The 12,056-nt window shown below is 40.2% G+C and carries 10 protein-coding genes; 3 read left to right on the top strand and 7 right to left on the bottom strand.

Annotated features, from left to right (window positions below):
- Window positions 1-91: 91 nt before the first annotated feature.
- Both F6K20_RS07760 and F6K20_RS07755 read left to right on the top strand, forming a co-directional pair.
- Entirely contained in the window at window positions 92-310 is a 219-nt protein-coding gene (locus tag F6K20_RS07760) for a hypothetical protein (RefSeq protein ID WP_287251720.1), read from the top strand.
- Between the two features lie 217 nt (window positions 311-527).
- Window positions 528-1,163 carry a hypothetical protein gene (locus F6K20_RS07755; RefSeq protein ID WP_008187290.1) on the top strand — a complete coding sequence of 212 codons (636 nt, stop codon included), beginning with the start codon at window positions 528-530 and terminating at the stop codon, window positions 1,161-1,163.
- Window positions 1,164-1,468: 305 nt separating this feature from the next.
- On the opposite strand, the gene F6K20_RS07750 is transcribed toward F6K20_RS07755, so the two are convergent.
- Both F6K20_RS07750 and F6K20_RS07745 read right to left on the bottom strand, forming a co-directional pair.
- Window positions 1,469-3,664: a lytic transglycosylase domain-containing protein gene (locus tag F6K20_RS07750; protein ID WP_287267321.1), complete on the bottom strand. Its 2,196-nt coding sequence runs from the start codon at window positions 3,662-3,664 to the stop codon at window positions 1,469-1,471.
- 293 nt (window positions 3,665-3,957) lie between these two features.
- The gene (locus tag F6K20_RS07745; RefSeq protein WP_287267319.1) at window positions 3,958-4,089 is read right to left on the bottom strand and encodes a hypothetical protein; all 132 of its coding nucleotides are present in this window, start codon (window positions 4,087-4,089) and stop codon (window positions 3,958-3,960) included.
- Between the two features lie 54 nt (window positions 4,090-4,143).
- Here F6K20_RS07745 and F6K20_RS07740 point away from each other — a divergent pair, with 54 nt between their 5' ends.
- Window positions 4,144-4,740, top strand: coding sequence for a Uma2 family endonuclease (locus F6K20_RS07740; protein ID WP_287294313.1), 597 nt, complete (start codon window positions 4,144-4,146; stop codon window positions 4,738-4,740).
- Window positions 4,741-5,421: 681 nt separating this feature from the next.
- On the opposite strand, the gene F6K20_RS07735 is transcribed toward F6K20_RS07740, so the two are convergent.
- The 5 genes from F6K20_RS07735 to F6K20_RS07715 all read right to left on the bottom strand — a co-directional run bounded on the left by F6K20_RS07735 (window position 5,422) and on the right by F6K20_RS07715 (window position 12,032).
- The gene (locus tag F6K20_RS07735; RefSeq protein WP_287294310.1) at window positions 5,422-6,078 is read right to left on the bottom strand and encodes an FMN-dependent NADH-azoreductase; all 657 of its coding nucleotides are present in this window, start codon (window positions 6,076-6,078) and stop codon (window positions 5,422-5,424) included.
- Between the two features lie 184 nt (window positions 6,079-6,262).
- Window positions 6,263-7,345 carry a sulfite exporter TauE/SafE family protein gene (locus F6K20_RS07730; RefSeq protein WP_287294307.1) on the bottom strand — a complete coding sequence of 361 codons (1,083 nt, stop codon included), beginning with the start codon at window positions 7,343-7,345 and terminating at the stop codon, window positions 6,263-6,265.
- 552 nt (window positions 7,346-7,897) lie between these two features.
- Window positions 7,898-9,697 carry an NAD(P)/FAD-dependent oxidoreductase gene (locus F6K20_RS07725; RefSeq protein WP_287294304.1) on the bottom strand — a complete coding sequence of 600 codons (1,800 nt, stop codon included), beginning with the start codon at window positions 9,695-9,697 and terminating at the stop codon, window positions 7,898-7,900.
- Between the two features lie 60 nt (window positions 9,698-9,757).
- Entirely contained in the window at window positions 9,758-10,696 is a 939-nt protein-coding gene (locus tag F6K20_RS07720) for a GNAT family N-acetyltransferase (RefSeq protein ID WP_287294303.1), read from the bottom strand.
- Between the two features lie 559 nt (window positions 10,697-11,255).
- Window positions 11,256-12,032: a hypothetical protein gene (locus F6K20_RS07715; RefSeq protein WP_287294301.1), complete on the bottom strand. Its 777-nt coding sequence runs from the start codon at window positions 12,030-12,032 to the stop codon at window positions 11,256-11,258.
- Window positions 12,033-12,056: the final 24 nt, after the last annotated feature.

Here is a 12,056-nt window from a genome sequence, read left to right as displayed (position 1 = left end):
GTGCGCCAGTTTGGTACAGCCACCACTAGTCAGGATGAGATGAAAGAGGCTTTACAGGGATTGTTGGAGGTTGAAGCATAAACGTAAGCATATGCGCTACGCGCACGCGATCGCGTTCAGCCGTCAGCCCTCAGCTATCAGCCCTCAGCTATCAGCCCTCAGCTATCAGCCAAAGGCCTATGGCCAACGGCTGACCCCTAACTACTGTTCGCTTAGCCTGTGCGTAGGGCATATGGTTAGATGGGATTTTCCTCAGACTTTCAACTCTGATTCATCTCGAACTATTAGGTGCGACCCGTGGCGAATTTAATAATTAGATGCGGAAAGCGCACCTTTAAATTCTCCTGAGGTTTATTTTAAGCATTAGGCTGACAGCTGACAGCTGACGGCTGAATGCTTAAGTTTTTTCTTTCATCATTAGTTTTTACTTTCATCATTTAATCTTTTAGCTAACTTTACTGACTCTTCAAAATCAAATCCAGGAATGTTTGATTAACTATTGATAGTAGTTTTTTAGGTCAATCCTGATGAAATTAACTGACATTAGTGCTTCTTTAGTACTCCTGGGAGCGATCGCAGTTACTCCAGCTTATGGAGCCTCCGTATCATTCAGTCCGACTGGGTCACAATTAGACAAGGATGCCATCAATGACCTTCAAGTCAATGTTGATGACACCATTGATTTCTCTTTCGTGTTAGATACTAGCGGTCTCACCGCTAATTTACAATCATTAGACATTCTTGTACAACAAGATTCTACTGAGCTTGTTACTCTAGAAGGATTTAGGACAGATGCAGATCAAGCTGCCTTTTCAGAGTTTACATTCAGCCCAGTAGAAAACCCACCCTTGGGGATATCTACAGCACTTTTTCAACGTAGTGATTCAATTGGAGTTTCTCCAGACTCTATCCTAGAGATAGTTGGGACAACTGACCAAGTACTGCCTGGGTTTAAGAATGATGGATTGCCTGACTTAGTAGTTACCGTTACCTCGGCAATTGATGCTAATGGTATAGACGTAACCAGTCTATTTCAACCAGCTAGCCAAGGTCTTGATCTTCAGCCCGCCCCTGTTCCTGAAACCACATCAATTTTAGGTTTATTAGGATTAGCTGCTTTGGGGACTAGTTCATTATTAAAGAACTGTTCAAAACGGGTTTAATTGTTTCAGTAGTATTCATAGTTTCAGGTTTTGTGGATGTAAACATTTAGCTGTCAGCGGTCAGCCGTCAGTAGTCAGCCGTCAGTTTATTTTATTCAAAAGCTGTTCGGTGTAGCTTGGCCTAGGGCTAATGGCTGAACGCGATCGCGTGCGCGTAGCGCTTAAGCTGATAGCTGAACGCGATCGCGTGCGCGTAGCGCATTAGCTGATAGCTTACAATCACTCCCGACTCCCGACTCCCTCGGTGCGCTTACAGTCGTCGAATTAAATTCGCCACGGGTCGCACCGCTCCCGACTCCCTAGAATTAATTAGATGATGCTACGGATTTATTAGCAGCGTGAGCTTCTACCATCCGGGAAATATCAGGATTATAGAGTCGCAAATAATTCCAATAATTACCAAACACTGTTTTCACGTAACCTTTGGTTTCTCGAAAGGGGATTTTTTCAATAAAGGCGTCGGGGTCACTAAAACCGTATCTATTCACCCATTTGGAGACATTACCGGGACCAGCATTGTAACTGGCAACGGCTAATAAAGAGTTGTTACTGTTCTGTTGGTGGGTAAAGCTGAGATACCATGTCCCCAATTTAATGTTGTCATCAGGATTTTTAAGATTGTATTGTTTCAACTGGATTTTTTGGGCAACCCAACTACCTGTTCCTGGCATCACTTGCATTAAACCCATGGCACCAGCAACGGAACGGATTTCTGGTTCAAATCTAGACTCTTGGCGAATTAAGGCAGTTACTAGTAAGGGATTAAGCTGCCGTTGACCAGACCAGTTAAGAATTGAATTTTGGAAAGGGAAGGGAAATAGAGCATGCCAGTATTTTGGTTCGTCACGCAGTGCTGCCCATTCGGCTTTTTCTTGGGGAGTCTCTCGTCGTTTTAGGCTCCAGACTTGGTTAATGCCTTTGAGATTATCCCCAATCCCTAGGCGCAATACACCATCAGTAAATTGCTCCGAGACACTGAGTTCCTTGCGGTTTCCTAATTCCACTTGCCACAGAGCCCAAGCATCCTGATCTTGACCAAGTTGGTACAGTTCTTTTAGGGTTCCAGAACCGTCTTTTAGTAAGGGTCTAGCTTGGGGTCTGACAACTTTGGGCATTAAGTAGCGCACGGAGGTGAAGTCCCCTACATTCCAGCCTAAATAGTTGGCCGACCGCCATGCATAGTAGGATTCTGGATAACGAGCTAGTACATGTTCAAAGGCAGCTTTGGCATCATTAGGACGCCCGAGCTGACTTGCCCATCGACCTACCCAGAAGCCAGCTTGGGCAGCGATGTCACTATCAGGATTGTTGGTGGTAATCGGTTGCGCCCATTGCCATGCTTCTTGTAGCTGGCCTTTTGCTGCTTTTTTTTGAGCCATTTGCCAACGATAATTAGCCGCAGCATCAGAACTAGCATATTGGGTTAGTACCGACTTACGAGCTTGGCCAGCAGACACTTTGCTGTTGAGCTTTTCTAGGATTTTGGCTTTGTCGAGCAAGGCTTGAGGAGCTTCATCGGGATAATTCTGGATGACTTGATCCAGATAAGCTAAGGCTTCTGTTCGCTTAGAGATACTGGCAAGACGCCTTAAGGCTAATCCGGTTTCTTTGGCATTGGGATAGGCGCTGATTAACTGTTCATAAAAGATTTTGCCTTTGCTGGCTTTGGTATCTAAATGAAGTCCTCGACCTGCTCGGTAGAGATTGCGGGGAGTGCGGGGGGCTTGGGCGTAGGCTTTACCAGCTTTGCCATATTTCCAGGTTTCCCAGTAACCAGTGCCAATCATTTCCCAGTCTTCGGGGGTGAGTTGCTCAGGGTACTTGTCAACGATCCGGTCTCGGATCTCCTGCATTCCTAAGGCTTTAGGAGTGTGCTTGGCTAAGATTAATAGTAATGGGAGTTGGTTGGGATTGTTTTTGAGGCGCTGTCGGACAATTTCTAGAGTACGGGGATGGCTGGGATATTTTGCGATCGCATCGTCCCAGTACTTGGGATTAGATTTGCCTAGATGATAAAGGGCTTCTGCTGCAACTGCTTGGTTGGGGTACTTTTTCAGGATAGTTTGCCAAACTCCTGTAGCCGATTCCCTATCCCCCATGGCTTGGTAAGCTTGAGCACGTTTGAGGGCAACGTGGGATGCTAAAACCGGATAATCTGACTCAAGCCCTTCGAGATGCTTTAGGGCTTGTTCTGGCTGATTTTGTTGAATTAAATCCGATGCCAACAGATAACGGGCGCGATACTGTTCCCGAGACTTCGGACCGGAGGCAAAGGCATCTAGGTTAGTTGCTCGTTGTTGAGGTGGCAGGGAAACCAGCCGTGCTACAGCGGATTTGCCTGTTGACTCCGTTAACCCTTGGTTAGCAGTCTTGTTTTCCTCTCTTTCCTCTAGTTGATTCGCTACGGTGACACCTAAGAATACAGCTCCCAGGCACACTGATACCAATAGCACTATGGCTCCAGCCAATAAACGAAATTGCTGTCTACGCTCTTTTAACATATATCCTCACCCAACACAGTTGCTGCAGTTGAAAGTCTCTTAGCATATGACCCATCACCAGGGTAATCTGGTTTCCCTCTTGAGTTATAAACCATAATATAAAGTTCTTGACTAAGAACCTGGAACCGGACGTAGTCAGATTTGGTCAGAATTAGTCAGACTTAACAGAGCACGAAGCCAGCAATAAGTAGATAATTAGATAACTATAATAACTATTATGATAACTATATTTTTTTAACCCTGATGAGGCACATTTTTGCCACCCTTAGCGCGCCCCATTCCATATCTTAGAACTAGGTTACCTTTAAATTGTGACGATTTATGGTACGATTGCCAATAATTTTGTTATTTAGGAAAGGGAACAGGGAGTCGGGAGTCGGGACTCGGGAGTCGGGAGTCGGGAATATAGAGTCAAAAATTATCACAATTCATTAGTCAGAGTTGGCAGTTGATCACAAGAGTGAACTTGAAAAGAAGTCATGACTGAAACCACCGTTGATCAGATTCGATTCACTACTACAGACCTAGATCTTTTACCAGAGGACGGTAATAGATATGAAGTTATCGATGGAGACCTGTTTGTGACCAGATCCCGCCATTGGAACCACAACAAGGTGGTGGGAAGACTATACAATGCCCTTGATTCCTGGTCTTTAAGTGATAAGGGCTATGGTGAAGCTGTCCTAGTTCCAGGTATTGTTTTTGACCAAGAAAATGCTGTGGAACCTGATGCTGTCTGGGTTTGCGACAAGAATCGCTTGCCACAGATGCTTGATGAAGCAGGCCATTTAACTGAAGCGCCAGACCTAATCATAGAGTCTTTATCACCAGGAACTCAAAATGAGCGTCGTGACCGAGAGGTAAAACTGAAACTCTATTCAGTGCGGGGGGTTCGGGAATACTGGATTGTGGATTGGCGCACCACTAAACTTGAGGTTTATCGGCGACAAACTGCCAAGCTTACCTTAGTCGAGACTCTGTTTCCTGGAGATATACTGCGATCGGCAAAGCCGCGCCAAAGGCGATCGCATTTGCTTCCTGGTTTTGAGTTAGAGCTTCAGATTGTGTTTTTGTAACCATCCTAAACTCACCCGTTAGGGGAGTTTAGGCTTTCAGTAACCAGAATCAGACTCCCCTTGAAAGCAACGACAGCTATTAACTATTAGCACGGCTAAAACGGCGTTGCTGACCAAGGAATGGTGTACTAAAAATAAAACTATGCAATGCCCGCGTATGTCATAGCAACAAAACTCATCAATAGGGTCATCACAGAGGCAAACAAAGATATAAATGTAACAAATTCGAGCATCAAGACAATGTTGCAGGAGCAAGTCACTTATGCTGAGCATTTGTACTCAAGCTATAGCCCCCTCAGGTATTTTAGCTTACTCTGATAGTACATATAGCAACCGAAGTATAGTTTGGGACAGAGTATTTTGGTTTAAAGGGAGCTTTGGAGTAGGGACTGAGGCCGTGGGCCACGCTAAGCGAACGGAGCAGAAATATGTCTTAAGCTTTACTTCGACTGCTATAGTTCATAAGCTGTCAAGCATTGAGATTGGGATACCTAAATTCCTCAAAGGGAACGAGCAACTTCGGATCAGATAACGGGGAATAACCAATTTAAATGCACATCAGCTTATGTTCGGCAACTTTGACCTGCTTCCCTTGTTGTTATACTAGTTGTTGGGTATCCCCTGGAAAAGATTGAGTCTAAACTCCGGTATTAATCTGATCAAAAATCTCTTTTTGATTGTTCATACATCATGAATATAAGTAGTTAAATTTTCTACTAGTTTGGGTACAGCATTGTGTGCATCTTCTAGAGATTTACTATGGCGATCATCCCCAAATTCTTGATATTCAATTGCGATAATATTGTGATTATCAACACCAAGAATTTCAAAACACTTAATTATATGTGGATGAAGATAGTTATCATTAGCATTTTGCTGCTCGGATAAAAAGCCTCCTTCACCACTAGCACTGAGAATTACCAAAGTTTTACCACTTTGAATTGGTTTAATTGGATGCTCGCCACGAGATAGATCAAAGCTAAATGTTTTATTCACTCTTATCACTTGATCGATCCAGGCTTTTAAACTGACAGGCATTCCGTAGTTGTACATAGGAGTGCCAATAACGATAATGTCAGATTGAACTAATTCATTAATCAAAATATCGGAGAGTTTTAGTTCTTGACGTTGTTCGTAACTGCGATTGGCTTCATCAGTGAATGCAGCATCAATCCAAGCCTCCGTTGTTGCTGGAGGTGGTTTTATACCGACATCTCGTCTAATAATGCAATCATTAGGACGTTTTGTTTTCCATTCTTTTATAAAACGACCTGACAATTCCCTACTTAGAGATCTGTTAGTTCGCGCACTAGCATCAATATGGAGTAGTGTTTTCATTAAAATTACCCTTTACAAATTTTACCTTCAAATTTTACCTTCAAAGCAAAGAATACCGGTTCCTGGTTCAAAATAAAATACTCACCAGATCTTGATACTACCATTGTATCCTTCAAAAGTTTCACCGGTTTCAAAGCTTGTATTAGTCTGAGCTTGTAAGTTAGCATATTTTCATTCATGGCGGTTAATTTTTTTCATTGGAACTGCCTTGGTTACCAAGACTTTGGTACATCCAGTAATAAATCGAACAGAACATAACAAAGACAAACACAGAAAAACCGATCGAAACAACACTGATAGGAATCAATATTAAAGAACTTACCAGCTCGATCAATATAAGTCCTATAACTATACTAACAATAGTTTTGCGCTTCAATAAACTCCCTATTATTGCCCCTGTCGGAGCCCCAATTACAACTACAGGAACTGCCGTCAGCCAATAATTAATTATTGGCTCTCCAAAATCCCTAAGAATATATTTATGAATTATCAAACCTGCTATCGCATTAATAGCCATCAAAATGACTGAAGTTGGGGTACTATTTTTTTCACATAATCCAAACAATAACACCATTATCGAAAAACAAAAAATGTCCATACCGCTACCCACTAATCCGCTGATAATTCCTCCTATCAGTCCTGTTATTAGTGAAATAACTCGTTCCCTATTTCCCCAAAAAATGATAGCCAAATTTCGTCTTATTTTAGTTCGATTGGAAGCGAACAAAACAACTGCAAAACTGCTGATCATCATCGTGAAAGAAATCTTAATAGCTTCTGAAGGCAAAAGGAAAGCCAAAAAACTTGAGCTGAAAAAAATACCTGGAATTCCTCCAAGGCTTGCCCAAAATATGAATCGCCATTCAACCTTAGTTCTCATTGCCATAATGGTCAATGACGCCGCACTCATACCAACACTTTGAATTGCTAAAGAAAAGACCTTGGCATCGTGTGGAGATAATTGAAGCACTTTGGTCAAAACCGGAAAGGCGACTGCTCCTCCGCCCATACTGGTGCTACCAGCAACCATAGACCCAAAAATCATAGTTGAAGCTATCTCCCAGTTAGCTTCAAACAGAGAAAGTACTCGACTAGGACTAACTGCAAATAACCATATACTCCAGGTAGCGATAGCACAGAATAAGCTAGTAAACAAGGAGAATAAAAGTGGATTAAATTGAAGCTTATATCTATAAACATTTAAATTTTTATAGATATTTTTATAGATATTTTTTTTGAAAATATTAGTTTTTTTTCGCTGATACATACAAATATATTAAAAATAAATGGTATTATATATATTGATTAATTGGTTAGTTTTAATACAAAATCATTGACATAATAAAGCTACAGCAAAAGCTTATATAGTCTGGGTTTCAGTTAGATTATGAATGTAATTAATTCTGTTTAGATCCATACGGCATTAAATGTTAGTGCGTCAAATTAATGTGGGATAGGTGGCGCGGTCATGCCAATTCAAAGGGCGAGCGCTAGTCCTGCCCTTTGAGCTACAGTTGTCTTGAAGCAACTATGCTGCCAAATCCAAAAGAGATAGAGTAATTCTAAAATTAATGAGCTATGAATGTTCTCCCTTGAAGGCAGTAGGCAGGTGAAGTGTAGCTCACTTATTCCATAAACGCTATAGCAATCCTATCTGATTCGTGAAATATAGTGGCCGATCGCTTTTAGCAGAAGCGTGGCCTTTTGGCCAAAGCTATCGCTATAACCCTTGCCCAGCAATGATTTTATATTTTGCCGATTTTACAAATGATTTAGGATTGCTATATATTAGCAATCCTTTTTTATCTACGCTGATTTTTTATGCCATAACGGTATTGACAGCATAAATTTTTTGGTTACTCTTAGAAACAGATTGATTTGAAATCAATTGAATATTATCTTTCAAAGGTTTCATAACTCTATGTAAATCACGGGGTTGTGATTTGGGTTTAAAAAGACCATTACCTTCCCAGGTGTCCACATCTAAGCTAATAGCCCAGGCGTTTAACCAAACCGGCTCTGAAAACATGGTTAGTTTATTGGGCATAGTATCCTCTAGTGCCAACAAAAATATTACTTGAGCCAGTTCCTCAAGTATTTTTAAATTGGCTATGTAGTCGTCAATAAGCTGTAGATCGGTCTTTTTAAAAAACAAGTTTGAACGAAATTGGTTAACAAAAGGCAACATTCCTAAATAATCTATAAATTCAAAGGAAAGTCTATGAGTAGGTTTGTTTGACCACTCTTTAAACAATTGCTCAACCTGATGTGCTAAGGATGAAAATTCCTCAAGAACACCATCAAATTTTTCCATTCTATCTGGGTCTAAAAATACGGAATTAAAAATCAGTGGTGTTACAGTTGCCCAGGAAAACATTGCCTTCCAAATATACTGCATTAAAAATAACACAGGACTTTTACCCAAAAGCTGATAAGAGCCTCCGATACTTGTTGTAACATTGTCATTAGTCTTTAAGTAAAATCGATTAGCGTGGTCTACCATTTTTTGATTCAACTTCCCACTAAGGTCAAGTTTAATCAGTTCGGTCGTTAAGGTATTCCCCAAAGCAATCATATCTGTTCCAGGTGAATACAAAGGATCGGGGAAGGCTCCTGCTTCTCCTACACAAGTCCAACGATTGAAAGAAAAAACCTGAGTTGATGAGTAACTATATTTTGGCATTTTCATGAAATCTGCAGGCTGTCGGTCTTTTATCTGTTCGGCTAAGATTGGTTCATATTTTTGTAACCAATTACAGGCTTTTTCGTAGGTACTGTATTCCTTAAAATTATGAACCGTGTCGCTAGTAACAATACCAATACTTGTGTATCCGGAGGGCAGAGGAATTAACCAGACCCAGTAACCTTCTCCTACTAAATGATTAGCGGAGTAATAACGGATATTGTTAGGAACACGATTATGCCATTGTGAGTTAATTAAAGGAACTAGATCGCTCACATCAACACGTTCGTTAATACGAAACCAGACCGCACTTCTATCTTGAAAATTTGATTTTTCTAAACCCAATTTCTTTTGCAAAAACCGACGCCTACCCATTGCATCTACTACCCAACGAGCTTTAAATGTATGTATTTCTTTAGTGTCTAATTGCTTGCAGATAATAGAGTGACAATCTTTCGAATCATTCAGATTTATACTTTGCACCGAGCCATGTTCTAGCAAGTCTATGCCAGCTTCCAAATTAAACTCTCGCAAATCATTTTCTAGTAACCCACGATCCATATGATAGGTGAATTTTGAGTTAAATAATTTAAAGCTTGCTACACCAATTTCTGGTCGATCATTTAAAGCTTTGTGTGAGTTTCCTAGAAAAAATCTTAGTCCGAGTTTTTGCAGATGATGCTGATTAAAGTAGTCCTTTAGGTCTAGAATTTCTGTTAAGTAGTTAGTACCTATTTCAACAGTTGACTCTCCAACCTTAAAGGCTGAAATAGGTAAAGGTTTAGCTAATCTGTCAATAACTAAAATTGAGATGTCCGAAATTTCTAGCTTTAACTGTCGTGCTAGAGTCATTCCAGCTAAACCTCCACCACAAATAACTACATCGTATGTAGTTTTTAGATTAAAGGACTCAACGTTATCAAAAGATCTGAGCATTTTAGTCTCCTTATATAGTAAAAAAATTTTGAAGTAATTAACTTTTTAGATATAGATTTGCTAACGCCAATCGTCTATTACATAAATACCAGGTCGGTTAAAAGCCGGTTTATTTAAATAGTGCATAGCTACACCTAATCTGTTAATTTTAAATCCAAAGGCTAGCATTTGTTGGTAGGCTTCTTGACGTGCCATGTTGATGCCACCAACTAAGCGCGATGCCCCCTCTAGTAAGCTTAATGTTTCACAACCTTCTAATAACTGCTTAAAATTTTGTTCGGCTTTTTCTCCCAAACGGCTCGCTCCAAACTTGATATAACAGGTTTCGCTTCCAGCTTCGGTGTCTTTACCATAGTGGCAAATAGCAAAACCCATTAGACCTTTTTCATCGAAAAAAAAGATTGTTTCCCCTAAATTTTGCTTTTCAACAACACGAATTTCAACCTCTAGATCTAGCCCCTCATGGAAAGAAGCAACTAATTCACGGCTGGCTTTAAGGCACTCTAAACGTTGGTTATCAGAAATTTTAGAATATCTAAATTCTTGTAATTTTTTTGTTTTTTTGATAGGTTTTTTTGACATAATTGCTGTCAAAAATCGAGGGTAGAATCCATACTTCTGATATAAATAGAGATGCTTAGGGCTATTGGAACGAGTAAAAAAACCTGACTGCTCAATCTGCCACTGTTTTAGACATTCCATCGCTGGTTCAATTAATTGTTGAGCGATTTTATGACCCCAAAAATCTGGATGGACTGCTAAGGGTCCAAAAAGTCCAAAGCTTCCCCAGTTAATCGCAAAATTGACTCCAACTAGCTGTCCATCAACTTCAGCTCCAAAAGCAGTATTTGGGTTATTAAACCAGCGGTTCATGTATGTTATGTCTGCTCCATAATTACTCGAACCATAAGGCTCTGTTAAAGCACTAAAAGCCTCTCGAAAAACTTGATCGGCAAGTACTAGTTCATCTTTGCGTAGTGTGCGAATATCAACGTACATAACTTTTATTTTTTTTCAAATTCATTAAGTAATATTTTTATCCTTTATTTCCCTATCAAAATAATCATAATTCAGAGCCATAACCATCAAACCAGAAATCTTGATTGTCTTCAGTAAAAGTATAACTTATAACCGGCTATTTTAGCTGAATAGGAGCCTCATTATACAAATTTGGAGAAATTCAGCCATCTTTTGCCGAGCTATTTCCGACTGGGAAAGTTCCCAATTAGACTGAAAAACATGCCACATGCCATCAGACAGATATTGTTGGGTAAATACGGAACTACTAATATCTAAAATCTAAATAGACTTTCTCAGGATTAATTTGTAGAATTAGGAGCTACAAAGCCCTGTATTTACATTCATAAAAAATCAAAAAAGGGGCAGGCTATGACAGCAATTTTTATGGTGTTATGTCCAGTATTTTGTAATCAATAAGCCTGCCCTTACCGAACAGCGGAAGTTATAACTCCTTAACCAACCTATGGTCAACTATTTGTTACCTGACTGTAAGGAAAAACATGATGCATCTTTTTTGATGAAACTTAACAATACCCACTTAGACAAAAACAAAGTTAGCTTCACTCAAACTATTTGACTGAACTCCTAGTAGAATTGCTAAGTCTTGAGTTTCAGTACTAATTACAGTGTTAGTTCCATCTTGAGTTAAACTCAAATCGCTAAATTCTAAATCTAGATCGCCAATACCTAGCACATCCACTTCTAATTCAAAGTCGGTGATGGTGTTAACTCCCTCTGGCAAAGAACTGATAGCAATCCAGAAGGAATCAGTCCCAGGTCCACCAGTAATAACGTTCCCACTTCCGGTACTAACAAATATTGTATCATCTCCATCTCCAGCAATAATACGGTTATTTCGACCAAGGAAGAAAAGGTCGTTGTCTTTTCCGCCCTCCAGAAGGTTGTTACCACTGGCATTTGTAACATCAAAAATGTCGTCGCCAGAACTACCAAATACGAAGTCTCCATCTCCATCAAAGCCAGGAGTTATCCCAACCTTGAATAAATCATCATCTTCAGAACCAAAAACTTGTCCCAAGATATCATCATCTTCACTGGTTGTATCATCAACTTCACTGATGCTAATTAACGCAATCGGATAGTTTGGAACTGTAAAATCGGCGGAGCTAGTAGGGACAGCATTCTCCACATCCTTTGGAGATAAAATATTGCCATCGGGAATAAAACCAGGATGCTGGATGATCACACCTTTTTCATCGATACCAGTGTTTGGTTGAAAATCAATTAAAGGAACTGGGCCAACGCCTACTGCATTAAATCTATCTTCGTCATTCACTTCGGTACCAGCATCCAAAATTTCAGTTCAGAAATGATAAAG

Origin of the sequence: Moorena sp. SIO2C4 (assembly GCF_010672485.1) — a bacterium.
GTDB lineage: Bacteria > Cyanobacteriota > Cyanobacteriia > Cyanobacteriales > Coleofasciculaceae > Moorena > Moorena producens.
Note: the sequence above shows the minus strand (reverse complement) of the source record. Positions and strands in the feature narration are given on the sequence as shown.

Excerpts from the sequence above, each read along its gene's own strand:
- F6K20_RS07760 (WP_287251720.1), top strand. The coding sequence starts at position 92 with ATGCGCTACGCGCACGCGATCGCGTTCAGCCGTCAGCCCTCAGCTATC.
- F6K20_RS07755 (WP_008187290.1), top strand. The coding sequence starts at position 528 with ATGAAATTAACTGACATTAGTGCTTCTTTAGTACTCCTGGGAGCGATC.
- F6K20_RS07750 (WP_287267321.1), bottom strand. The coding sequence starts at position 3,664 with ATGTTAAAAGAGCGTAGACAGCAATTTCGTTTATTGGCTGGAGCCATA.
- F6K20_RS07740 (WP_287294313.1), top strand. The coding sequence starts at position 4,144 with ATGACTGAAACCACCGTTGATCAGATTCGATTCACTACTACAGACCTA.
- F6K20_RS07735 (WP_287294310.1), bottom strand. The coding sequence starts at position 6,078 with ATGAAAACACTACTCCATATTGATGCTAGTGCGCGAACTAACAGATCT.
- F6K20_RS07730 (WP_287294307.1), bottom strand. The coding sequence starts at position 7,345 with ATGTATCAGCGAAAAAAAACTAATATTTTCAAAAAAAATATCTATAAA.
- F6K20_RS07725 (WP_287294304.1), bottom strand. The coding sequence starts at position 9,697 with ATGCTCAGATCTTTTGATAACGTTGAGTCCTTTAATCTAAAAACTACA.
- F6K20_RS07720 (WP_287294303.1), bottom strand. The coding sequence starts at position 10,696 with ATGTACGTTGATATTCGCACACTACGCAAAGATGAACTAGTACTTGCC.